This is a genomic window from Izhakiella capsodis (assembly GCF_900115045.1).
GTDB classification, from domain to species: domain Bacteria; phylum Pseudomonadota; class Gammaproteobacteria; order Enterobacterales; family Enterobacteriaceae; genus Izhakiella; species Izhakiella capsodis.
Genome location: NZ_FOVC01000003.1, coordinates 56,181 through 79,969, shown reverse-complemented (window position 1 = coordinate 79,969; position 23,789 = coordinate 56,181). Strand labels below are relative to the sequence as shown.

Annotated in this window: 22 protein-coding genes and 1 CRISPR repeat array; of the genes, 11 read left to right on the top strand and 11 right to left on the bottom strand. The window is 53.6% G+C overall.

Annotated elements, in window-relative coordinates; translation table 11 throughout:
- Window positions 1–15: 15 nt before the first annotated feature.
- The 5 genes from csy1 (at window position 16) to yacL (ending at window position 5,222) form a co-directional block, all read left to right on the top strand.
- Window positions 16–1,341 carry a type I-F CRISPR-associated protein Csy1 gene (gene csy1 / locus BM191_RS06430; protein ID WP_230479533.1) on the top strand — a complete coding sequence of 442 codons (1,326 nt, stop codon included), beginning with the start codon at window positions 16–18 and terminating at the stop codon, window positions 1,339–1,341.
- A complete protein-coding gene (gene csy2 / locus BM191_RS06425) occupies window positions 1,329–2,273 on the top strand; it encodes a type I-F CRISPR-associated protein Csy2 (RefSeq protein ID WP_092876331.1) in 945 nt (314 codons plus the stop codon). Before csy1 ends, csy2 begins: the two co-directional genes overlap by 13 nt.
- 13 nt (window positions 2,274–2,286) lie before the next feature.
- A complete protein-coding gene (csy3, locus tag BM191_RS06420) occupies window positions 2,287–3,285 on the top strand; it encodes a type I-F CRISPR-associated protein Csy3 (protein ID WP_092876329.1) in 999 nt (332 codons plus the stop codon).
- A 10-nt stretch (window positions 3,286–3,295) separates the two neighbouring features.
- Window positions 3,296–3,850, top strand: a complete 555-nt coding sequence (cas6f, locus tag BM191_RS06415; RefSeq protein WP_092876327.1) for a type I-F CRISPR-associated endoribonuclease Cas6/Csy4 — start codon at window positions 3,296–3,298, stop codon at window positions 3,848–3,850.
- A 279-nt stretch (window positions 3,851–4,129) separates the two neighbouring features.
- A CRISPR array of direct repeats spans window positions 4,130–4,697; the repeat unit is 28 nt; unit sequence GTGCACTGCCGTACAGGCAGCTTAGAAA.
- A 147-nt stretch (window positions 4,698–4,844) separates the two neighbouring features.
- Complete coding sequence (gene yacL, locus BM191_RS06410; protein WP_092876325.1) at window positions 4,845–5,222, top strand: protein YacL; 378 nt, start codon at window positions 4,845–4,847, stop codon at window positions 5,220–5,222.
- Window positions 5,223–5,296: 74 nt separating this feature from the next.
- Here yacL and speD read toward each other — a convergent pair whose 3' ends face one another.
- The 3 genes from speD to BM191_RS06395 form a co-directional block, all read right to left on the bottom strand.
- Window positions 5,297–6,106, bottom strand: coding sequence for an adenosylmethionine decarboxylase (gene speD / locus BM191_RS06405; protein WP_092876323.1), 810 nt, complete (start codon window positions 6,104–6,106; stop codon window positions 5,297–5,299).
- A gap of 26 nt (window positions 6,107–6,132) precedes the next feature.
- On the bottom strand, window positions 6,133–6,990 hold the full coding sequence (gene speE / locus BM191_RS06400; RefSeq protein WP_092876321.1) for a polyamine aminopropyltransferase: 858 nt from the start codon (window positions 6,988–6,990) through the stop codon (window positions 6,133–6,135).
- 104 nt (window positions 6,991–7,094) lie between these two features.
- Window positions 7,095–7,442, bottom strand: coding sequence for a YacC family pilotin-like protein (locus tag BM191_RS06395; protein ID WP_092876319.1), 348 nt, complete (start codon window positions 7,440–7,442; stop codon window positions 7,095–7,097).
- A gap of 163 nt (window positions 7,443–7,605) precedes the next feature.
- Here BM191_RS06395 and cueO point away from each other — a divergent pair, with 163 nt between their 5' ends.
- From cueO to BM191_RS06375, 4 genes are all read left to right on the top strand, one after another.
- Window positions 7,606–9,231, top strand: a complete 1,626-nt coding sequence (cueO, locus tag BM191_RS06390; RefSeq protein WP_092876317.1) for a multicopper oxidase CueO — start codon at window positions 7,606–7,608, stop codon at window positions 9,229–9,231.
- 186 nt (window positions 9,232–9,417) lie between these two features.
- Entirely contained in the window at window positions 9,418–9,954 is a 537-nt protein-coding gene (hpt, locus tag BM191_RS06385; RefSeq protein WP_092876749.1) for a hypoxanthine phosphoribosyltransferase, read from the top strand.
- A 163-nt stretch (window positions 9,955–10,117) separates the two neighbouring features.
- Window positions 10,118–11,044 carry an ABC transporter ATP-binding protein gene (locus BM191_RS06380; protein ID WP_092876315.1) on the top strand — a complete coding sequence of 309 codons (927 nt, stop codon included), beginning with the start codon at window positions 10,118–10,120 and terminating at the stop codon, window positions 11,042–11,044.
- Window positions 11,041–11,811, top strand: coding sequence for an ABC transporter permease (locus BM191_RS06375; protein ID WP_092876313.1), 771 nt, complete (start codon window positions 11,041–11,043; stop codon window positions 11,809–11,811). The genes BM191_RS06380 and BM191_RS06375 overlap by 4 nt, the downstream gene beginning before the upstream one ends.
- Window positions 11,812–11,881: 70 nt before the next feature.
- Here BM191_RS06375 and panD read toward each other — a convergent pair whose 3' ends face one another.
- The 8 genes from panD to sfsA all read right to left on the bottom strand — a co-directional run bounded on the left by panD (window position 11,882) and on the right by sfsA (window position 18,299).
- Window positions 11,882–12,262 carry an aspartate 1-decarboxylase gene (gene panD / locus BM191_RS06370; protein WP_092876311.1) on the bottom strand — a complete coding sequence of 127 codons (381 nt, stop codon included), beginning with the start codon at window positions 12,260–12,262 and terminating at the stop codon, window positions 11,882–11,884.
- Between the two features lie 99 nt (window positions 12,263–12,361).
- Window positions 12,362–13,216, bottom strand: coding sequence for a pantoate--beta-alanine ligase (gene panC, locus BM191_RS06365; RefSeq protein ID WP_092876309.1), 855 nt, complete (start codon window positions 13,214–13,216; stop codon window positions 12,362–12,364).
- 15 nt (window positions 13,217–13,231) lie between these two features.
- A complete protein-coding gene (gene panB, locus BM191_RS06360) occupies window positions 13,232–14,026 on the bottom strand; it encodes a 3-methyl-2-oxobutanoate hydroxymethyltransferase (protein WP_092876307.1) in 795 nt (264 codons plus the stop codon).
- Window positions 14,027–14,071: 45 nt separating this feature from the next.
- Window positions 14,072–14,551 carry a 2-amino-4-hydroxy-6-hydroxymethyldihydropteridine diphosphokinase gene (folK, locus tag BM191_RS06355; protein ID WP_092876305.1) on the bottom strand — a complete coding sequence of 160 codons (480 nt, stop codon included), beginning with the start codon at window positions 14,549–14,551 and terminating at the stop codon, window positions 14,072–14,074.
- The gene (pcnB, locus tag BM191_RS06350; RefSeq protein ID WP_230479542.1) at window positions 14,548–15,942 is read right to left on the bottom strand and encodes a polynucleotide adenylyltransferase PcnB; all 1,395 of its coding nucleotides are present in this window, start codon (window positions 15,940–15,942) and stop codon (window positions 14,548–14,550) included. The genes folK and pcnB overlap by 4 nt, the downstream gene beginning before the upstream one ends.
- A 58-nt stretch (window positions 15,943–16,000) precedes the next feature.
- A complete protein-coding gene (gene gluQRS, locus BM191_RS06345) occupies window positions 16,001–16,909 on the bottom strand; it encodes a tRNA glutamyl-Q(34) synthetase GluQRS (protein ID WP_092876301.1) in 909 nt (302 codons plus the stop codon).
- A 50-nt stretch (window positions 16,910–16,959) separates the two neighbouring features.
- The gene (dksA, locus tag BM191_RS06340) at window positions 16,960–17,415 is read right to left on the bottom strand and encodes an RNA polymerase-binding protein DksA (protein WP_092876299.1); all 456 of its coding nucleotides are present in this window, start codon (window positions 17,413–17,415) and stop codon (window positions 16,960–16,962) included.
- Between the two features lie 179 nt (window positions 17,416–17,594).
- Entirely contained in the window at window positions 17,595–18,299 is a 705-nt protein-coding gene (gene sfsA / locus BM191_RS06335; RefSeq protein ID WP_092876297.1) for a DNA/RNA nuclease SfsA, read from the bottom strand.
- A 280-nt stretch (window positions 18,300–18,579) separates the two neighbouring features.
- On the opposite strand from sfsA, the gene hrpB reads away from it, so the two are divergent.
- On the top strand, window positions 18,580–21,024 hold the full coding sequence (gene hrpB / locus BM191_RS06330; protein ID WP_092876294.1) for an ATP-dependent helicase HrpB: 2,445 nt from the start codon (window positions 18,580–18,582) through the stop codon (window positions 21,022–21,024).
- A gap of 98 nt (window positions 21,025–21,122) precedes the next feature.
- Window positions 21,123–23,630, top strand: coding sequence for a bifunctional glycosyl transferase/transpeptidase (gene mrcB / locus BM191_RS06325; RefSeq protein ID WP_092876292.1), 2,508 nt, complete (start codon window positions 21,123–21,125; stop codon window positions 23,628–23,630).
- The last annotated feature ends 159 nt before the right edge of the window (window positions 23,631–23,789 follow it).

Genomic DNA, 23,789 nt, shown 5'->3' with positions numbered 1-23,789 from the left:
GGTTCAGGAGGAATTGTGTCTGAGGTTATTTTGAGGGATTTTATTTCCGACTATATTGCTGCCCGTAAGCAAGCCCGGCTGGAGGTTTTTGATAAAAGTGCCGCCCGCAGGCTGGCGGCTGATGCAGACCTGGCCGCTGAGCTTCAGCAGGAAAGGCAGGAACTGGAACAGCGTTACCAGCCTGCAAACTGGCTGACGGATGCCGCCCGACGCGCCGGGCAGATAAGCCTGGTGAGCCATGCGGCGAAATTTACCCATTCTGATTCAAAGAGCAGCAGCGTTTACAGTCGTCATCAGCATGATGAGGGGTATCTGGCCAGCGCCTCGCTGCCTAATCTGACAATGGACGCCGTTGGTAATGCGGCAGCCCTTGATGTGGCGCGCCTGCTACAGACAGAAACAGACGGAGATTCTCTTCTGGCCTGTTTACAGCGCGAGGATCACCGGCCTTTCGCCTTTTTCGCTCAGGATCGCCAGCAGCTGGACGAGTGGGTTCAGGGCTTCTCTCAGGTGCTCAATACCGGCGCGCCGGCGTCGCATAAGCTGTCTAAGCAAATCTATTTTCCTGTCGGAGGTGGTTATCATCTGCTTAATCCCCTATTTTCGACCTCACTGGCCCATGATTTGTATAAAAAGTTAAGCCATTACCGCTTTGGTGAAGAGGCAAAGACAATCAGACAGGCGCAGCGAAGCAAAACCTGGCACGATCAGCCGCTGGTCAGTTTTCCGGGTATTGCAGAGATACACTTTGGTGGCACCAAACCACAGAATATTTCGTCGCTCAACAGTGCACGGGGAGGGCGGCTGTGGCTGTTATCCAGCCGCCCTCCGATGTGGAAAAAGAGCAATAAGGCCCCGGAAAATCTCAAGTCATTATTCACACCAGGTGAGCGGTTTGATCGCGCCGCCACGGAAATCATAACCCTGATGGTGAACTTATTAACGCGCACGGGGGATTACACCAATCATCGCATCAGAGCGGCGATGGATGAGTATATTGATGCGCTGACCGACCGGTTATTTTTCATCAGCTACGAATTGCAACGGCCAGAATGGCGGGGCTGGACGCTGAAGTCTCCGGAATTAAAACGCCATCAGCAGTTATGGCTGGATCCCTGGCGTGGCAAAGACGATCGGCCGTTTCGTCTGGCGTGGCAAAACGACGACTGGCAGGAGGGGGTGACGGCTGATTTTGCGCGCTGGCTCAGCTTCCGGCTGAGTAAGCACTTGCCGGATATAGGTAGGGCAGAGAGGCAGCACTGGCAGAGCAGCCAGCACTTTCGCCGACGTTTACGCGAAATGGAAAGCATTATCGCGGAGGGGATCCGATGCGTACGTTAATTATTTTACCGCGTCTACAGATTGAAAATGCGAACGCGGTCGCCGGATTGACCTGGGGTTTCCCGGCGATTACCCATTTTCTTGGCTTTACGCATGCCCTGTCGCGAAAGCTAAGCCAGACACAGCGTTTGACGCTGGGGGGCTGTGCAGTCGTTTGCCATGATTACCAGGTCCACGCGTACTCCTCAGGCCGTGAGTATCAGTTCGCCCTGACGCGTAACCCGTTAACCAAAGAGGGTAAAACCGCCGCATTTAATGAAGAGGGACGGATGCATCTTACCGTCTCCCTGGTGATGGTGTGTGAGGGCGAAATTGAGGGGGGGACCTATGGCAGAAAGCCGTTAGCACAGCATCTGGCAAATCTGTGTCTGGGGATGAAGCTGGCCGGTGGTACCCTCGTTAATAAGACGCTGGATATCAGCGTGGTCGATTTCCCGGCCAGTGAAACCGAGCTGCGCTCAGCGCTGTGGCATTTGCTGCCGGGATTTGTGCTTTGCGATCGCACATCGCTGCTGGAGCAACATTACCGGGCATTACGATCTGAAAAGCCAGACGTGACGATGCTGGATGCCTGGCTTGATTTCTCTGCGTTGAAAATGCAGGCCGTGACGCCGGAAGCCGACGCGTCAGCAGCGGATATGCCCGCCCAATGGCGCTACTTGCCGAAGCCTGCCGCAGGCTGGCTGGTGCCGCTGTTGGTGGGTTATCAGCGTATTTCTCCGCTTTATCCACCTGGTCAGGTGTTAAATGCGCGTGACGCAGAGACTCCGTTCGCTTTCACCGAGGCGGTGTACGGCGTTGGCGAATGGTGCGGCGTCCAGCGGATCAACGAGTTAAACAGTGTTATCTGGCGTTATCAGACTTCTGAAAAGGGTTATTACTGCCGTAGCGAATCAGATGTTGTGGCGCACACTTCCTTACGACAAGGTTAAAAGGGACAACCACATGGCAAAGTCAACTTCAGCAATCAAAACCGCTTCTGTACTGGCATTTGAACGTAAACTGGCCGTATCGGATGCGTTTCTTTACGCCGGAAGATGGCAGGAAAATAACTGGCAGCCTGTTCCTGTCCAGCAAAAGGCGGTGCGCGGAACCATCTCTAACCGTCTGAAAAACCCAACGACGACCGATCCGGCGAAGATGGATGCGGATATCCAGAAAGCGAACTTACAGCGCGTGGATAGCGCGGCGTTATCTGCGGGTACCGATACCCTGAAAGTGGCGTTTACGCTACGCGTTTTAGGAAACTTATCAGCACCTTCCGTCTGTAATGATGTGGCTTATCAACAGGCACTGGGCGCCGTTATCGACGGTTATATTAGCGAGCACGGCTTTGATGAACTCTCCCGACGTTATGCGGCTAATCTGGCAAATGGCCGCTTCCTGTGGCGCAACCGGGTTGGCGCAGAGCATATCCAGATTAACGTCACCTCTGGCGAAAAAAGCTGGCTATTTAACGCCCATGATTATTCATTACGCGATTTTCCGAAAAATGATGCGCTTACCCCTCTGGCCAATGAAATCGCTAAAGGATTGAGCGGCGATCGCTTTGTGTTGCTTGACGTCGACGCCCGGATACGTTTAGGGGAGGGGCAGGAGGTGTTTCCCTCTCAGGAGCTGGTGCTCGACACCAATAGCAATAAAAGCCGGGTGCTTTACCAGATAAATAACATTGCAGGCATTCATTCACAGAAAATTGGCAACGCATTGCGGACGATTGATAGCTGGCATCCGCGCGTTGATGAACTGGGCCCCATTGCTGTCGAACCTTATGGCTCGGTGACCAGTCGCGGCGTGGCCTGCCGTCAGCCGAAAGAAAAACGGGATTTTTATACCCTGCTCGATAACTGGGTAATTAAAGGAAATAAGCCAGAGGTGGAACAGCAGCATTATGTTATGGCGGTGCTGATCCGTGGTGGTGTCTTTGGTGAAAAGGCGGAATGAGGAAACCGCGATGGATCACTATATTGATGTAACGCTGCTGGCCTATGCAGAACTGAGTGAAGAGACCTTAATGGCTACGCTGTTTACCCGGCTGCATCTGGCACTGGTCAGTCACGGATCAGAAAATATCGGCGTGAGTTTTCCTCTGCATGATATAAAGCCGGGCAACCTACTGCGTGTACATGGCGCTCACTCTGCACTGCAACAGCTTGAAAAAAGTGGCTGGCGAAACGGATTGAACGATTACTGCCAGGATTCCGGCATCCTGCCTGTTCCGGCTGGCGCTCAGTGGCGCACGGTGAACCGTGTGCAGGTTAAAAGCAATCCGGCGCGTTTGTATCGTCGCTCGGTGCGAAAAGGCTGGCTCACGCAAGAGCAAGCGGAAGAGCGACTGAATGCCGTAAGCGCTCAGCAGTGCCAGCTGCCTTATCTGAGTATCAAAAGCCGCTCTGGCGGACAATACTTCCGGCTTTTTATTCAGCACGGCGAGCTGGCTGAGTACCCGGTGGCGGGCCGGTTCAATAGCTATGGGCTGAGCCAGCAGGCCACTGTTCCCTGGTTTTAACGTCGAAAAACCGTTCCGCCGAGACGTCTGTTCTCCCGGGACGGTTTTCTCCGGTTATCAATAAACGCATGGTTGCTGCCGTAAAACTGGTCGGCACTGCCGCAGCGCCTCGGTGGGGTAACGCCGCACAAAGGCTAATTATCACCACACCCCTTTTTTATACGCCTGTAGTAACGCCTTGATTTATAAAGAGGGCATTCAGCGCCCGGAAAAAAGGGTTTTCGCCGCGAGCAGGCAAATAAGCCTGATAGGATAATGGGTTAGCGGGTAATCGCTCTTGTGCACTGCCGTACAGGCAGCTTAGAAAGAACTCGACGACGACACTTACCGCTTTATTTTGTGCACTGCCGTACAGGCAGCTTAGAAATTAAACGGCCCATTATCTGTTCCCGGAAAATAGTGCACTGCCGTACAGGCAGCTTAGAAAAGCTCCGCGTTGCGCTCAGTCGCTTCCATCATGTGCACTGCCGTACAGGCAGCTTAGAAAGCAGAGCTTGAAAAAATTCACGCTGAAATCGCGTGCACTGCCGTACAGGCAGCTTAGAAAGACTGGATACCAGATCGACCGGCCACTGCTATGTGCACTGCCGTACAGGCAGCTTAGAAATGCGAGTGTTGTCGCCGTCCGGCAGACGATCCGTGCACTGCCGTACAGGCAGCTTAGAAATTGCAGCCCCGGTCAGTGCAAAACGTCTTCAGGTGCACTGCCGTACAGGCAGCTTAGAAAGAAGTTGAGGATACGCCTGAGAACCGCCGAGCGTGCACTGCCGTACAGGCAGCTTAGAAACGTTTGAGAGCCGTTCGCCGCAAAGGCGTTAAGTGCACTGCCGCACTGGCAGCTCAGATAGGAAATAAATTGAGTTAACATCCGACTGTGCACACGCAAATTTTTGCAAGACAGCTGTTTTTCAGCGGCCCGGCTGCGATAATGCCCCTGTCAACGATAACGCTTACTGTGGAGCGTTAGTCGTACCAATCGTCAGAGGGCAGCGCTATGGAATATGAGCTATTACGCGATGTTACCGGCCAGCTAAAAATGCGTATGTCGATGGGCCATGAAGCGGTGGGCCACTGGTTTAATGAAGAAGTAAAACAGGATCTGGCGCTGCTTGCCGAGATTGAGCAGGCCGCCGCCAGCCTCAAGGGCAGCGAGCGTCAGTGGCAGCGTGTTGGCCATGAGTACACGCTGTGGATGGACGACCAGGAGGTGATCATTCGCGCCAACCAGCTCAATTTCGACGGCGATCAGCTGGAAGAGGGAATGCACTATTACGACGAAGAGAGCCTGGCGTTTTGCGGTGTAGAGGATTTTCTGCGGGTGATTACGGCCTGGCGTGAATTTGTCGTTCAGTATGGCGGGGGTCGCCAGTAGGGTTTTTTTCTAATGCTTGGGGGAAGGGCGAAACCAAAAGCGACCGCTGAGCGGTCGCTGTTAACATTAATCAATTACAGCGTTTTTAACCCAATTGTCGGGATATTACGGCCGTAATAAATCTCGCGCATCTCTTTCCACAGCAGGTCAGTAATGCGTTTATGCTCCTGCGGCGAAAGATCTTCTGGCCTGGTGTGAAACAGATAGTGCTTAAGATCGAACTCTTTCAGCAGCATCTTGGTATGAAAGATGTTTTCCTGATAAACGTTCACGTCAACCATGTCATACATCGATTTCATGTCTTCCGCCATGAAGTTCTGAATCGAGTTGATTGCGTGATCGATAAAGTGTTTCACGCCATTCACATCACGGGTAAAGCCACGTACGCGATAGTCGATGGTAACGATATCGGATTCAAGTTGATGGATAAGATAATTCAGCGCCTTCAGCGGTGAGATCACGCCGCATGTCGAGACTTCGATGTCCGCGCGAAAGGTGCAAAGCCCCCCTTCCGGATGGCTTTCAGGATAGGTATGAACGCAAATATGACTTTTATCGAGATGCGCGACGACCGCATTAGGTAGCGGGCCGGGGTTTTCCGATCTATCAATATCGCGCGGATCAACCGGCTCCTCACTGACCAGAATCGTCACGCTGGCACCCTGCGGTTCGTAATCCTGGCGGGCAATATTAAGAATATTGGCGCCGATGATTGAGCAGGTTTCACTCAGGATTTCGGTCAGTCGGTTGGCATTATATTGCTCATCAATATACGCGATATAGCCGTCACGCTCCGCTTCGGTATTAGCGTAGCAGATGTCATAGATACAAAAACTCAGGCTTTTGGTCAGATTATTGAAGCCATGTAGTTTCAGCTTTTGCAATTTCGTTCACCCCTTTAAATGGCTGCTCAGCTGCGCAGCGCATCCAACAGATATTGTGGCAAAGCAAAGCTTCCTGTATGAATTGCCGGATTGTAATAACGGCAGTTCAAACCAGCAGCATCAAAGCGGGCCTGGATCGTCCCGACGTCTAACTGGCGCAGTGCCGGATTATTGCTCGCCCAGGCAAAAGTCATAATCCCGCCGTAATAGGTGGGGATGGCTGCCTGATAAAAACTGACATCCTTGAAATAGTGGCTCAATTTACGATGGCTATTAACCGCCTCATCCTGTTGCAGGAAGCAGACGCCATTCTGGGCAACAAATATACCGCCTTCGTTGAGCGAGTTATAGCATCCCTGATAGAAATCGGACGTAAACAGACTTTCACCAGGACCGATAGGATCGGTACAGTCGGAGATGATAACGTCAAATTTCTCCTGACACTGGTTCACAAAATTGACGCCATCATCAATCATCAGCTTAAATCGCGGATCATCGTAGGCCCCTGCGCTGTGATTAGGCAGATACTGACGACAAAAATCGACCACCGTGGCGTCAATCTCGACCATGGTTATCTGCTCAACGTTTTTATGGCGCGTTACCTCGCGCAGCATGGCACCGTCGCCGCCGCCGATTATCAGCACCCGCTTTGCATTTCCGTGCGCCAGCAGTGGCACGTTGGTCAGCATTTCATGATAGATAAACTCATCACGTTCGGTGGTCTGCACCACGCCGTCCAGCGCCATAACCCGCCCAAGGGAGACGTTTTCAAAGATAATCAGATCCTGATGGTCGGTCTGATGGTGGTAAAGCACTTTATCAACGCTGAAGTATTGCCCGAAACCGTCATGAAGCGTTTCGAGCCAGGTCTCTTTACGAGTCATAGCGTGGTTCTCCTCATCTTCACCGCCACAAAAATGGCGCGATATGATAGCTAACTATGACCGTGGTTGCACGGTCAAGTTAGCAACAAAGAAAAGAAAAAAGATCACTTCACGTAGGCGAGCAGGCCGAGGGACTCCTGGGCCAGCTTTTTACATTTCGTCTCATTAGGAATCGCGATGCCGCTTAAGTCACGATAGCTGTATTCGTCCATCGCTCTCATATTGAAGCTATTATAGTTGCTGAGATCCCAGCGGTTCTGCTGGGCAAAAAACACTAGCGCGCGCCGTATCTGGGCGTCCGGCAAATTCTGATAACCACAATCATTTTTCAGATAGACGAAAACAGCGGTAAGGTCAGCCATATCTTCTGCCTCTGACTCGTTTAGCGCGAAGCTGCTAGCGGAAAATCCCAGCATTACCAGCAGCAACACCGCCTGAATACATTGCTTCATTACAATTCTCTTCTGTTCAACCTGCGTTGACGTTAGCACAGATAAAGACCTTTAATGAGACAAATATTATATTGTTGATAGTATTTTGTTGCCAAAATGATTGACCTTCCGCCAGGGGCAAGGGTTAGGCTGTGGTTTTCATGGCTACTGAAGGAGTTTTTGCATGCAAAGACGTGATTTCCTGCGATACAGCGCCGCGTTGGGCCTTACCTGTGGTTTTCCCTGCTGGCGCAGTGCGTCGGCGGCCGCGCAACCGCGTATATCTTTGCCCGTGCCGGATCTGCTCAAACCGGATGCCAACGGTCAGTTAACCTTGGTAGCACAGACCGGTGTCAGCCGCTGGCGAGGAACGTCCGCATCCAGCTGGGGCTACAATGGGAGCCTGCTGGGTCCGGCCATCCAGCTGCAACGCGGTACACCGGTTACGATAAATCTGCTCAACGCCTTGCCAGAGGTCACCACGGTTCACTGGCATGGGCTACTGATCCCCGGTAGTGCCGACGGCGGACCTCATTCACCGCTGGCTCCTGGCCAGCAGGTGAAAGTCCAGTTTACGCCGGATCAGCCGGCGGCCACCTGCTGGTTTCATCCTCATCTGCACGGCCGCACTGGCTACCAGGTGGCGCAGGGGCTGGCCGGTCTGCTTATGATTAATGATAACGCCAGCGGGCAAGTTAATTTGCCTCAGCAGTGGGGTGTCGATGATATCCCGCTGATTATTCAGGATAAGCGGCTGAATGGCCAGGGCCAGATTGACTATCAGCTTGATGAAATGGCGGCGGCGATCGGCTGGTTTGGCGACCTGCCATTAACTAACGGCGTGGTTTACCCCCACCAGGCGGTGCCACGCGGCTGGTTGCGCTTTCGTCTACTGAACGGCAGTAACGCCCGCACCTTAGACCTGAGAACATCAGATAATCGGCGGTTATATGTTATCGCCAGCGATGGTGGCCTGCTGGCCGAACCGGTCAGCGTTGAAACGTTGCAAATGCTGCCCGGTGAGCGCTTTGAGGTGCTGATTGATGCCCGTGATGGTAAAACCTTCGATATCGAAACGCTGCCGGTATCCCAGCCAGGGATGACGCTGGCTCCCTGGGATAAACCTCTGGCGTTGGTCACCATTCAGCCTCTGCACATTTTCAGCAGCGGCACGCTGCCAGATAGCCTGGTGAAGCTGCCGACGGTGGTCGTTCCTTGCGGGATAAACCAGCGTTTGCTACAGCTATCAATGGACCCGCAGTTAGATCAGCAGGGTATGGCGGCACTGATGGCGCGCTATGGCCAGCAGGCTATGGCGGGTATGACAATGGACAGCCACGGGCACGGCGAGATGGACGGCATGCCGGGGGCTAACCAGGCGCATGATAGTATGGCGGTTCAGCCGATGGATGAGCACGGCCACGGTGCGATGAACGGAATGCCAGCGAAAGAGCCACCCTACGATTTTCATCAGGGCAATAAAATTAACGGCCAGGCCTTCAATATGCACAAAACGGCGTTTGCCGTGCCGCAGGGCACCTATGAAAAATGGGTTATTTCCGGTGAGGGTGACATGATGCGGCATCCCTTCCATATTCACGGTACGCAGTTTCGCATTCTGTCTGAAAACGGCAAGCCGCCGGCAGCGCATCGTCAGGGCTGGAAAGATATTGTTGATGTCAACGGTGGACGTAGTGAGGTGCTGGTGCGTTTTGATCATCCAGCAGATGCCCAACATCCTTATATGGCTCACTGCCATTTGCTGGAGCACGAAGACACCGGCATGATGCTGAGTTTTACCGTCGCCTGAGGATCATGAACAGCCGATCGTGCGACTTTTCACATCCGACGGCAGTTGCTGATATAATCCGACGCCTACCTTATCCATCGATAACGTTAAGTTTATCGCCGTCGAGGGTTCCCTGACGTTTATTGGCAGGGGAGATCGATGCTGAACAGGAAACTAACTGATTAAAGTCAGTGAGATGTATTCATGATGAAACACACCGTTGATATTATGATCCCCGAACAGGAGATCGCCAGGCGCATTGCTGAACTGGGCAAGCAAATTACTGCTGATTACCGTGACCGTGGCACCGAAATGGTGCTGGTAGGATTACTGCGTGGCTCTTTTATCTTTATGGCCGATCTTTGTCGCGTCATTGAAGTTTCCCATGAAGTCGACTTTATCACCGCGTCCAGCTATGGCAGTGGCATGTCCTCAACCCGTGATGTGCGCATTCTCAAAGATTTGGATGAAGATATTCGCGATAAAGATGTGCTGATTGTTGAAGACATCATCGACTCCGGCAATACATTAAGTAAAGTGCGTGAAATTCTGCGTCTGCGTGAACCAAAATCGCTGGCGATTTGCACCCTGCTGGATAAGCCGGAACGCCGTGAAGTAGCGGTGGACGTTGAATATGTCGGGTTCTCTATTCCGGATGAGTTTGTTGTGGGGTATGGCATTGACTATGCCCAGCGCTATCGTCATTTGCCGTATATTGGCAACGTTATTCCGCTGAGCGAATAAGGTAGCACAATCAATTAAGGCCGGGCTTCCTGGCCTGCGTTATTATACTCCTTATAATTGCCGTTAATTCACCTGAATAGCATTGTGTTGCTGCACATGGCATCTGACACATGTTTTATATTACTCCCTCCTCATCGTACATTTAACAGGGTTTTACTGACTTATGATTTACGCTCTTGAGCTGGAAAAGCTCTCTAAAACCTACGCCGGCGGCGTTCAGGCGTTGAAGAGTCTCGACCTGAAAGTCGAGGCCGGTGATTTTTACGCGCTTCTTGGGCCGAACGGCGCCGGAAAATCGACCACCATAGGGATTATTAGTTCGCTGGTGAATAAAACCAGTGGCAGCGTGCGGGTCTTTGGTTATGACCTGAGTAAGGATATGGTGAACGCCAAACGGCAGCTGGGGTTGGTGCCACAGGAGTTTAACTTCAATCAGTTCGAGACTGTGCTGCAGATAGTGGTTAGTCAGGCGGGCTATTACGGCGTTGATAAAAAAGAGGCGCGCCTTCGTGCGCAAAAATACCTTACCCAGCTCGATTTGTGGGAAAAGCGCAATGAGCGCGCGCGTATGCTTTCCGGCGGAATGAAGCGGCGACTGATGATCGCCCGTGCACTCATGCACGAACCAAAACTGCTGATCCTTGATGAGCCTACCGCCGGAGTAGATATCGAACTACGTCGCTCGATGTGGAGCTTTTTGAAAGAGCTGAATGCACAAGGCACCACCATCATTCTGACCACCCACTATCTGGAAGAGGCGGAAATGCTCTGCCGGCATATTGGCATAATCCAGAGTGGCAAGCTGGTGGAAAATACCACCATGAAAGCGCTGCTTTCCAAGCTTGAATCGGAAACATTCATTCTTGACATCGCACCGAAAAGTGCGCTGCCGCAGCTGGAGGGCTATCGGTACCGACTGGTGGATACCTCAACGCTGGAGGTAGAGGTGCTGCGTGAACAGGGCGTTAACAGCGTGTTCAACCAACTTAGCGCTCAGGGGATACAGGTACTGAGTATGCGCAATAAAGCCAATCGCCTCGAAGAGCTGTTTGTCGATCTGGTTCAGAGCCACAAAGGAGAATCAGCATGAGCCATTTATATTGGGTAGCGCTGAAAAGCATCTGGGATAAAGAAGTTAACCGCTTTGCACGCATCTGGATCCAGACACTGGTGCCGCCGGTGATCACCATGACCTTATATTTTGTTATTTTTGGTAATCTGATCGGTTCGCGCATCGGTGATATGCATGGTTTCACCTACATGCAGTTTATCGTGCCGGGGCTGATTATGATGGCGGTGATCACAAACGCTTACGCTAACGTATCCTCTTCTTTTTTCAGCGCTAAATTTCAACGCAATATAGAAGAGCTGCTGGTCGCACCGGTGCCAACGCACATTATTATCTGGGGATATGTTGGGGGTGGCGTGGCGCGTGGCATATGCGTTGGTGTTATGGTGACGGCGGTATCTCTGTTTTTTGTTCCTTTCCATGTCTATAGCTGGACGATGGTGGCAGTAACATTGCTACTGACGGCGATCCTTTTCTCGCTGGCGGGTATGCTGAATGCCGTATTTGCCCGTACTTTTGATGATATCAGCCTGATACCGACTTTTGTGCTGACACCGCTGACCTACCTCGGGGGAGTGTTCTATTCACTGACGCTGCTGCCGGATTTCTGGCAGACGGTGTCTAAGCTCAATCCCATCGTTTATATGATCAGTGGTTTCCGCTATGGTTTTCTCGGCGTGAACGACGTCCCGCTTACCCTGACGCTTTCCGTTTTGATCGGTTTTATCGTGGTGTTTTACGCGCTGGTATGGCGCCTGATTGAACGCGGTCGCGGCTTACGTACCTGAGGTCTCGTGATAACCGTTGAAAAATCAGAAAAGCATTAAGGAAAGGGCGATAATATTCGCCCTTTTTTGATCAAGCCAGCTGGACAGGAAGCGCTTTAGCCAGGCGTTTCATCAGGTTATCACCTTCAAAATAAGCGACTTTGGGCTGCCACAAACGCGCTTGCTCATCCGCCACCTGTACGTAGGAGCAGATAATCAGGATATCGCCTTCACAGGCGCAGCGGGCAGCCGCACCGTTGACGGAGATAATTTTCGAGCCGCGTTCGGCGGCGATGGCATAAGTGGAAAAACGCTGACCGTTGGTCACGTTATAGATATCGATGGCTTCATATTCAAGGATGCCTGAAGCATCGAGGAAATTCTGGTCAATGGCGCAGGAACCTTCATAGTTAAGGTCTGCCTGGGTGACCTTAACGCGATGAAGCTTGCCCTGCAGCATGGTGCGAATCATACCTGTTACCTTCGTATTTACTCTGTTGCCATGATGCGTTCTGGCCGCGCTAACCGCGACGTGCCGCTGGCAAGTATTGTCAGAATTTGTGCAAAAAGTCTACCAGGTCAGTTCAACCTGCTGATTGTCGATAAGTCGGGTGTTTCCAAGCCAGGCGGCCATCAGGATCACCGCTCGCTGGCTGCCGTTGCCGGGCGTAAGCAGGCAGTCCGCGTCGCAGATGGCGATGCCGTCCGGGCGCAGGCCTTTCTCCATCAGCGCCTTTTCACCCTCAGCGATAATCTGTTCAATATTACGCTCACCGGCAGCCAGCCTGGCAGCCATTGATCCCATGACCTGGCTCAGGCCGGGGGCCAGCTTGCGTTCATCTTTCGTCAGGTTACCATTGCGTGAGCTGAACGCCAGGCCATCCGCCGCTCGCACTGTCGCTACACCTATTATCTCAATATCGTAACTCATATCCGCAACCATTTTGCGGATCAACGCCAGCTGCTGATAATCTTTTTCGCCAAAGCAGGCGATGTCTGGTTGAATCAGATTAAACAGCTTGCTGACCACGGTCGTGACGCCGCGAAAATGGCCGGGCCGACTGGCACCCTCAAGCCGCGAGGAGAGGCCCGGCACTTCCACAAAGGTCTGTTCATTGAAGCCCTGAGGATAAATGTCGGCCACAGTGGGGGCGAACACCAGATCCACATCGCATTTATTCAGCTTTTCGCAGTCGTCCTGTAGGGTTCGTGGATAGCGGACCAGGTCATCGGTACGTTCAAACTGCATTGGATTAACGAAAATGGACGCGACGACGATATCAGCCCGCGACCGCGCTTCGCCGATCAGACTGAGATGGCCATCGTGCAGATTTCCCATTGTGGGCACCAGCGCAATACGTTTACCTGCCAGACGCCAGCGGCGAATTACCCGGCGCAGCATGAGTTGTGTTTCAATAATCAGCACGGACACTCTCCTCCATTACTGGAAACTGTGTTCAGCGGCGGGGTAGGCAGTGCTTTCCACTTCCGCAATATACTGACGCACGGCGGCGCGAATATCGCCGCTCTGCGCAAGGAAATTCCTGGCAAATTTAGGAGTATGACCGCCGGTAATGCCGAAGGCATCGTGCATGACCAGGATCTGCCCGTCGGTGACGTTGCCGGCACCGATACCAATCACCGGGATCGACAACGCTTTAGTCACCCGTTCTGCCAGGGCCATCGGGATGCATTCCAGCACCATCAGCTGTGCGCCGGCGGCTTCCAATGCCAGGGCATCGGCCAGCAGGCGATCGGCTGTTTGATTATCACGCCCCTGTATTTTGTAGCCGCCAAAGATATTAACCGACTGCGGCGTCAGACCGAGGTGGCAGCACACAGGGACCGCGCGATCCGTCAGCCCCCGGACGGTACCGGCCAGCCATTCTCCACCTTCAATTTTGACCATGTTGGCACCGGCGCGCATTAACGCCCCTGCATTTTTCCAGCTTTGCTCTGGCGTGGCATAGGTCATGAAGGGCAGATCGGACATCAGCAGCGCCTGAGGGGCCCCCCGGCGCACAGCCTTTGTATGATAAACAATATCGTCGATCGTCACCGGTAGCGTTGAGTCATGGCCTTGCACGGTCATTCCCAGCGAATCACCAACCAGCATTACCTGAATGCCTTCTTCGGCAAACAATCTGGCAAAGCTGAAGTCGTAAGCGGTGATGGAGGCAAATTTCTTCCCCTGCTGCTTTAACTGGCGCAGTTGAGTGATGGTCATCGGTTTCATAATGCCCTCTGAGAAAATACGAATACGGCGCTATCTTAAAGGAAGTCACCAGAAGCGAATAGTGCTGCTATCGAGTCCGGCCAGCAGATCTGCTGCTTTTTTGCCGTTGGGTAAGGTGATCCCGGGTGAGAGTTCAACCAGTGGCAGCAGCATGAATGCGCGATTGTGCATATCGTAATGGGGGAGGATCAGGCGCGGCGTATTCAGCGTGAGATCGCCAAATAGCAGAATATCAAGGTCGATCGTACGTGGTCCCCAGCGCTCTGCTTTACGTTCCCGGCCCTGCTCCAGCTCGATACGTTGAGTATGGTCCAGCAGCGCCAACGGTGTCAGCGCGGTGTCCAGCTCAGCCACGGCATTGAGAAAATCAGGCTGGTACGGTGGACCGTACGGGGGCGTGCGGTAAAACGCGGAGAGGCGAATGAGCGACGTCTGCGGTACGGCATTCAATGCGAGCAGCGCGGATTCTACCTGGCGTAACGGTTCGGCCAGATTACTACCGAGCGCCAGATAAACCAGGGTCATTGGCTGGCGCCGCGGCGCGGTGCGCGTTGACGCGGGCGACGGGCGCGGCTGCGTGATGCCGGATCATTGCCAAGCTTATTCAACATCTCTTTTTGGTGTGGCGGCGTGGCGGCCTGAAATTCACCCCACCATTCGGCAAGCCGCTTCATTTCGGTATTGCCCTCAACTCCGGCACGCAGCGCCAGCAGGTCATAAGCCGCGCGGAATTTCGGGTGCTCCATCAGTTTCCAGGCGCGTTTGCCCTGACGCCGGGACATACGCAGCTGTAGCTGCCAGATATCACGCATCAGCGTGGTAAGCCGCTTTGGAATGGTCAGCGCGCGGCAGGCCTCATCAAGGACATCGTTAGTTGCCAATGCGAAGGCGTCAAACCAGGCGAGTCCGCCTTCCTGAGATATACGCTGCGCGGTTTCCATTACGGGATACCAGAACATGGCAGAAAATAAAAATGCCGGATTTACCCGCATTGCGTTGTGAATACGCGTATCGGTGTTTTTCAGCACCTGAACCAACATACGCTCCATTGAGGTATTACCCTCAGCAGTAAACAGGCGGTTGAGGAGCGGAAAAAGCGGTTGAAACAGCTGATATTCGCGTAGTTTAAGATAGGTGGCATGACCATGGCCTGCCTGAAGTAACTTGAGCGTCTCTTCAAACAGACGTGCCGGTGGAACATCGTTTAGCAAGGTTGCCAGACGTGGTAGCGGCTCTGCCGTTTCCGGCGCAATGCGCATATCCAGTTTGGCCGCAAAGCGTATAACGCGCAGCATACGCACGGGATCTTCGCGATAACGCATTTCCGGATCGCCGATCATGCGGATCACGCCCTGCTGTAGATCCTGTAGCCCACCGACATAATCACGTACGGTAAAATCGGCAACGCTGTAGTAAAGACTGTTAATCGTCAGGTCGCGGCGTTGGGCGTCGTCTTCGATCGATCCAAAAATATTATCGCGCAGTAGCATACCGTTCTGTCCGCGCTGCGAGCTAACCGATTCCTGCTCAGAGGTGTGATGGCCACGAAAGGTAGCCACTTCGATAGTTTCCGGACCGAACATAACGTGAGCAAGACGGAATCGACGACCAACTAAACGGCAATTGCGAAAAAGCTTCCGCATTTCCTCCGGGGTCGCATTGGTGGTGACGTCGAAATCCTTGGGCTTTTTATTGAGCAGCAAATCACGCACGCCACCGCCGACCAGATAGGCCTCGAAGCCCGCTTTGTTTAGCCGGTAGAGTACTTTAAGGGCATTCTCACTAATATCTTTGCGCGAAATGTTGTGGCGATCGCGAGGAATCACCGTCATCGGCGTGAGGTGGCTATTGTCAGCGGATGTCGCTTCATCGCGGTTCAAAATTTTGCGGCAAAAATTGGCAACTCGGGTAAAAATAGGACACCTCGACAGTGAGTCATTAACCTTGCGGTAAAAAACAGCGGCTAATCATAGCTCAGTGCGAATCATTTGAGAATGCTGTTGTGGCAACAAGGCCGTTTTGCGCATCATTGACCGGGATACTCGTTATATCCCATTGTGCAACGGCGGTGTTAAGCAGTGTTTCAACGGTCGTGTCCTCAACGCCTTCCGGTACCGCCTGACCTAAAAAGCGCAGTGCCTGACAGAGGGTAAAACGCGGATCGCCGTCGGGCAACGCGGCCGCATGATTCTGTTTGGAGAGCTTGTTGCCGTCAGCGTTGAGCGCCAACGGTAAATGTAGCCAGTGCGGTGCTTGCCAGCCTGCCTGTTGAAACAGCGTGATCTGACGCACGGTAGGTTCGATCAAATCGGCACCGCGTACCACCTCGGTGATCCCTTGAAAGTGATCGTCGACCACGACCGCCAAATTATAGGCAAACAAGCCATCGCGGCGATGAATAATAAAGTCTTCTTGCGCCAGCGCCGGTTCGCAAACGATTACCCCGCGGCGCTGATCGAAGAATTGCCGTATGGGATGATCCACTTTTAGTCGGATGGCGGCATTGTGCGGCCTCCGCTGGCGATAGCGACAGTCACCGTCATAATAGCCACCGATTTGCTGGATGCGGCTGCGATGACAGGTGCAGTAGTAGCTCATTCCGTTTTGCATTAGCTTGTCCAGCGCGGCGCGATAGGCTTCATGACGCTGCGACTGCCAGAGCACTTCACCGTCCCAGCGCAGGCCGTAATGTTCAAGCTGGGCGAGGATCTGGTCCGCGGCACCGGGCATCTCGCGCGGTGGATCGATATCTTCAATGCGCACCAGCCAGCGCCCCTGACGGGCGCGGGCCTGCAAATAGCTGCCAAGAGCAGCAATCAGCGAGCCAAAATGGAGAGGGCCGGAGGGAGAAGGCGCGAAACGACCGATATAAGGGCAGGTCATGGGTGTAATCTGTTCCGCAGCAAGATGATTGCTGCGGAACCTCAGGCTGATCAGCCAGCCATCTGTTTTTCGCGAATTTCGGCCAGCGTTTTGCAGTCAATGCACAAATCGGCGGTCGGACGCGCTTCCAGGCGGCGAATACCGATCTCAACGCCGCAGGATTCGCAGAAGCCAAAATCGTCGTCTTCCACTTTTTTCAGCGTTTTTTCGATCTTTTTGATCAGCTTTCGCTCCCGGTCGCGGTTACGCAGTTCGAGGCTGAACTCCTCTTCTTGCGCTGCGCGGTCAACGGGGTCGGGGAAGTTAGCCGCTTCATCCTGCATGTGTGATACCGTGCGATCCACTTCATCGCGCAGTTGATTACGCCATGCTTCAAGAATTTTCTTAAAGTGATTCAGCTGGGCTTCATTCATATACTCTTCGCCCGGTTTCTCTTGATATGGCTCCACCCCAGCGATGGCGAGAATACTCAGGGACGACGTTTTACGGCTTTGCCCTTCTTGCATGTTGTTTCTCCTGGATAACACGCCCAATCGATCCCCAAAGGGGAAAAACAGGCCGCTATAAATATCAGAAGCCGCTGAGGTTGGCAATTATTCCTGAACATGTCTTGACAAGCCTGTGAGGAAACGCGTAACAGTCTATTGACGCCAAACAGTCTTATAACAGTAAAGCAGCTAAATGATTACAGCTTTACCGCAACCGATGTTCTGAGCTGCATCCCTGTATGGGATAGCGACGCTTTATATGCCAGCACTTCAACGCCTTGCTGCTGTGCCTGTACCAGTAATTCTGCATAACGACTATCAATATGCCTGGCGGGGGATACGTCCTCAATTCCCGAGTGCATCACGGCAAACAGTAATACCGCCCGGTGGCCTTCTGAAGCAGCACTGATAAGTTCACGCAGGTGCTTCTGGCCCCGTTCGGTGACCGCATCCGGAAAGTAACCTTTACCTTGCTGTAACAGCGTCACGGATTTGACTTCAATATAGCAGTTAACCCGCCCTTCTGCCTGTAACATAAAATCAATTCGGCTGCGCTCGCTTCCATATTTAACCTCGGCTTTCAGCGTTTGATAACCAGATAGCGCCTGAACCCAGCCAGCTTGTAGCGCTTCTCTGACCAGCGCATTTGTTCGAAGGGTGTTGACGCTAATCCAGTGCCCTGCGCGGGTTTGGCTTAATTCCCAACTATGTGGGTATTTGCGCGTGCTGCTATCACTGGTTGAATACCAGACGGTATCGCCCGGTGTCGCGCAGCCGGTCATGGCGCCGGTGTTGGCGCAGTGAATGGTTAGCGTCTCGCCTTCGGCGCTGATCACGTCGGCCAGAAAGCGTTTATAACGGGTGATAAGCGTTGCCTGACGCAGTGCTGGGGAAAACTCCATAGGTTAATCCAGTTTCCAGTGTTGTAAGGCCTGATAGTCTGTTCGCCCAAGGTAAAGCAAGAGGCGTACAGGGTGACGCGAGCGGCGGGAAAATAGCATGAAGCCCGGAGGCGCTATCGCCACTGTTTCACGCGTGCTACGCCATGCTATGGCACCCACGCCGCAGGTGTAACGGCAAATAACCGCTGTCAGCTATCGGACATTTTGGGCTCAGACTCGCAGTCGTAAAGCTAAATGCTACAATGCTCGCCAGTTTGAGGCCAGTCCGGGGAGTAAGCAGGTGAATGATGGGGTACCCGTTAGTGAAGTCCTTTCCGAGGTGCTGGGTGCGCTGAGGCAGAACAATCAGGTGTTGCTGGCTGCGCCGACCGGCGCCGGGAAATCAACCTGGCTGCCACTACAATTATTGCAGCAGGCCTCGCTGCCGGGACGCATCATTATGCTGGAGCCGCGGCGGCTGGCGGCGCGTAACGTGGCACAGCGTCTGGCCGAACAGCTGGGAGAGCAGCCGGGGATCACGGTGGGCTACCGTATGCGCGGAGAGAGGGCGGTCAGTAAGGCAACCCGCCTTGAGGTCGTCACTGAAGGTATCCTTACCCGCATGTTGCAAAACGATCCGATGCTGGAAGGCGTCGCGCTGGTTATTCTTGACGAATTTCACGAGCGCAGTTTGCAAGCCGATCTGGCTCTGGCGCTGTTACTCGACGTACAGCAGGGGTTGCGCGACAATCTGAAAATATTACTGATGTCCGCCACGCTCGATAACAGCCGACTTCAGGAGCTGCTGCCTGAAGCACCGCTGGTCGTGTCGGCCGGGCGCAGCTGGCCAGTTGAGCGGCGCTATCAACCGCTGGATCTGGCCCTTGGATTTGAACAAAGCGTGGCGCGTCAGGCCAGTCAGATGCTGGTTGATGAAAAGGGGTCAATGCTGGTGTTTCTTCCTGGCATTGCGGAAATCCGTCGCGTTGAGCGTGAACTGCAAGCACGAGTAGCGCTGGATGTGGATATCTGTCCTTTATATGGCGCTCTACCGCTGGCTGAACAGCGTAAAGCGATATTACCGTCCCCTTCGGGACGGCGTAAGGTGGTACTGGCAACCAATATTGCCGAAACCAGCCTGACTATTGAAGGTATCCGGCTGGTGCTTGACTGCGCGTTGGAGCGGGTGACGATGTTCGATCCGCGTAGCGGGCTGAGTCGTTTGCAGACTCAACGCGTCAGCCAGGCATCAATGACCCAGCGTGCGGGGCGTGCGGGGCGGTTGTCGCCGGGGGTCTGCCTGCATCTGATTAGCGCGGAGCAGGCGGAGCGTGCTGCCGGACACGCCCAGCCAGAGATTTTGCGCTGTGACCTGAGCGCCTTCTGGCTGGAGCTGTTGCAGTGGGGGTGTGCTTCAGCGCAGGATTTAAACTGGCTGGATGCGCCACCGGAGAACAATCTACAGGCGGCGCGGCAGTTGCTTCGGCAGCTGGGCGCCACCGATGAACGGCATGCTCTGAGCCTGAAAGGTCGACGTATGGCAAAGCCAGGCATCGATCCGCGACTGGCCGCGATGCTGGTTACCGCCGCTGAGCTGGCACCCACGCAGCAGGCGACGGCGGCGCTACTGACGGCTATTCTTGAGGAACCACCGCGCGATGGCAGCGGTGATTTGTTAGCTGCTTTTCATCGGCCATCACCTCACTGGCAGCAGCGTGCGCGTCAGCTGGTCGGCAGTCCTCTGGACGCCGGGGTGAATGTCGATGCAATTGTCCCGCTGCTTGCCAGCGCTTTTGCCGATCGTCTTGCGCAGCGTCGTGGCGCGAGTGGCCGCTATTTGCTGGCAAGCGGTAGCGGTATCGCGCTGGCGTCGGATGCAGCGCTGGCGCACTATGAATGGCTGTTCGCGCTGGATGTCTTATTGCGCGATGGTCAGCCCGATGGCCGTTTGCGGCTGGGACTGGGCGTAGATGTCAATGCGCTTATCGCCCGATGTCCTGAATTGCTGCAAACGCAGACCGAGGTCGAATGGGATGAGGATCGGCTCACGCTGCGCGCCTGGCAACGAGAGCAGATCGGCCAGCTGATAGTCAAATCGCGCCCCATGCCACAGCCTGGCGAGGAGGAGTTGCATCAGGCTATGCTACGCTGGATAACGCATCGCGGTTTAATCGTGCTGAACTGGAGCAAGGCGGCAACGCAGCTACGACTGCGGCTTTACTGCGCGCACCGCTGGCTACCGGAACAAAACTGGCCAAAAGTCGAAGACGCAGACTTGATATTTACTCTTGATAAGTGGTTATTACCCGTAATGCGCGGCGTTAAGGATATAAAGGGATTATTAAATATCGATCTGTACCAGGCTCTCTTACACTTATTAACATGGTCGCAGCGCCAACAGCTGGATACTCTGTTGCCAACTCATTACACTGTGCCGACAGGAAATCGGCTGCCGATTGAATACCATGAAGACAAACCTCCTTTACTGGCGGTTCGGCTACAGGAGATGCTTGGTGAAGCGCAGAATCCCTGCATTGCACAGGGTCGTATTCCCCTTGTACTGTCCCTGCTGTCGCCTGCGCAGCGCCCGTTGCAGATAACACGCGACCTGGCTGCTTTTTGGCAAGGGGCTTATCATGACGTTAAGAAAGAGATGAAGGGGCGTTATCCTAAACATCTCTGGCCGGATGACCCAGCGTCGGCGTTGCCGACGCGCCGCACCAAAAAACACCTGCCGTCTAAGTAAACGGGAGTGCAATTCAGAAGGTTTCACTTCTGTCTGGCAATGAACAGTTGGAAAGTAAGCCGGTCTGGATGCCGGCTACCCCTGGAGAAAAGTAACCTATGTCTGGTAACGATCGCGAACCTATTGGGCGCAAAGGAAAACAGCCCAAACCGCCGCGCAGCCGCGTCAGGTGGGGTCGCCGGAAGGAAGAAGATTATGCAGATGATGATGATGAGGAGGTAACATTCGTGCCGCGTAAAGGTAAAGGTGGACCGCGGGGAGGTAAGCGACGCTGGCTTGGGCTGTTTATCAAGCTCTTTTTGCTACTCATCGTCATTATTATCGCCTACGGCTTCTGGCTGAATGCGAAAATTAGCAATCGCATTGATGGCAATGTGTGGCAGCTACCCGCGGCCGTATACGGTCGCATTGTCAGCCTTGAGCCGGGGATGACCTACAGCGAAAAAGAGATGATCGCGCTGCTGGATGGCACCCAGTATCGGGAGGTTTCCCGCATTACGCGTCCGGGAGAGTTTGCCGTCCACGGCAATAATATTGAGTTACTACGCCGTCCGTTTGACTTCCCCGATGGCGACGAGGGGCAGATCCACGCGCAGATGACCTTTAGCGGCAACACGCTAACAGAAATAAAGAATCTCGATAACGGCCGCAATTTTGGCTATTTCCGACTTGATCCACGTCTTATTACCATGTTGCAATCACCTAACGGTGAGCAACGCCTGTATGTGCCGCGTTCCGGCTTCCCAAATTTGCTGGTCGATACGCTGATTGCCACCGAAGATCGCCATTTCTATGAGCATGATGGTATCAGCCTCTACTCTATCGGCCGCGCTTTCCTGGCGAATCTTTCCGCCGGTCGAACCGTGCAGGGCGGCAGTACTTTGACGCAGCAGCTGGTTAAAAACATGTTTCTTAGCAGCGAACGTTCACTATGGCGTAAAGCTAACGAAGCTTATATGGCGCTGATCATGGATGCGCGCTACGGCAAGGAGCGCATTCTGGAGCTTTACCTGAATGAGGTTTATCTCGGTCAGGCAGGCAACGATCAGATCCGCGGCTTTCCGCTGGCCAGCCTGTACTATTTCGGTCGTCCCGTCGATGAGTTGAGCCTCGATCAGCAGGCGCTGTTGGTCGGGATGGTTAAAGGAGCGTCGTTATATAATCCGTGGCGCAATCCAAAGCTGGCACTGGAGCGACGTAACGTGGTGCTGCACTTACTGCTGCAGCAAAATTATATTGATCAGGATTTATATAACACCTTGTCAGCGCGTCCTCTCGGTGTGCAGCCCAGGGGGGGAGTACTCACTCCTCAGCCCGCTTTCATGCAAATGGTGCGTGAGGAATTGCAGGCTAAACTCGGTGACAAAATTAACGATCTTTCCGGCGTAAAAATCTTCACTACCCTTGATCCCATCTCTCAGGATGCTGCGGAAAAAGCGGTGGTTGATGGTATCGCGGCGCTACGTAAACAACGTGGTCTGAAAGATTTAGAAACGGCGATGGTGATTGTTGACCGCTTCACCGGAGAAGTGCGCGCGATGGTGGGCGGTGCCGATCCACAGTATCCCGGTTACAATCGCGCGATGCTGGCGCGTCGGTCGATCGGATCGCTGGCGAAACCAGCCACCTATTTAACGGCGCTGAGCCAACCGGATAAATACCGTCTGAATACCTGGCTGGGGGACACCCCAATCGCCATGAAATTACCAAATGGTCAGACATGGAAACCGCAAAATGACGATCGTCGTTTCAGCGGCCAGGTGAAGTTGATAGACGCGCTGGTAAACTCGATGAATGTGCCAACCGTTAATCTTGGCATGACGCTGGGGCTGGATTCGATCGTGAATACTTGGGGTAAGCTGGGAGCACCTGAAGATCAGATCCAGCCGGTGCCGGCAATGCTGCTCGGTGCGCTGAACCTGACACCGATCGAAGTGGCTCAGGCGTTCCAGACTATTGCCAGCGGCGGTGATCGTGCACCGCTATCAGCACTGCGTTCTGTTATTACTCAGGATGGGAAGGTGCTTTATCAGAGCTACCCACAGTCTGAACGCGTAGTGCCGGCTCAGGCAGCGTATCTCACGATGTATGCGCTGCAAAAGGTTGTGGTACGTGGTACAGCTCATGCTTTGGGTGCGCGCTTCCCGAATGCGCACCTGGCAGGCAAAACCGGTACCACGAATAACCAGGTGGATAGCTGGTTTGCTGGTATTGATGGTAAAGAAGTGGCTGTCACCTGGGTTGGCCGCGATAACAACAAGCCAACCAACCTGTATGGTTCCAGCGGAGCAATGCAGATTTATCGTCATTACCTGGATAATCAGCCGCCGCTGCCGCTGGTGCTGACACCGCCTGAAGGCATTACCTCAATGAATGTTGATGCCAACGGCAATTTTGTCTGCGGCAGTGACACTGACGTAGCGGGTACGCTGCCGGTTTGGACGACGGACGCGAATGCACTCTGCCAGCAGCAACAGCAGGATAGCCAACAGCAACAGTTACAGCAGCAACATATGTTGCCCGATCAACAGCCGCAACCTCAGGAGGAAAAAAAGGAGAGCGGCGGCGTAGCTGGCTGGATCAAGGAGATGTTCGGCAGTAAATAAGCGTATTTCACCTAACTTAAAAAGCCAGTCGCCTGCACGCCTGGCTTTTTTTTTAGAGGCAACACATTGAATTTTTAAGAAAATATGCAGGAAATTGTTGGTCACCGATCACAAATTTGGCTCAGTGGTTTTGGTAGCATTTGCGCGCTTTTTTAAAAA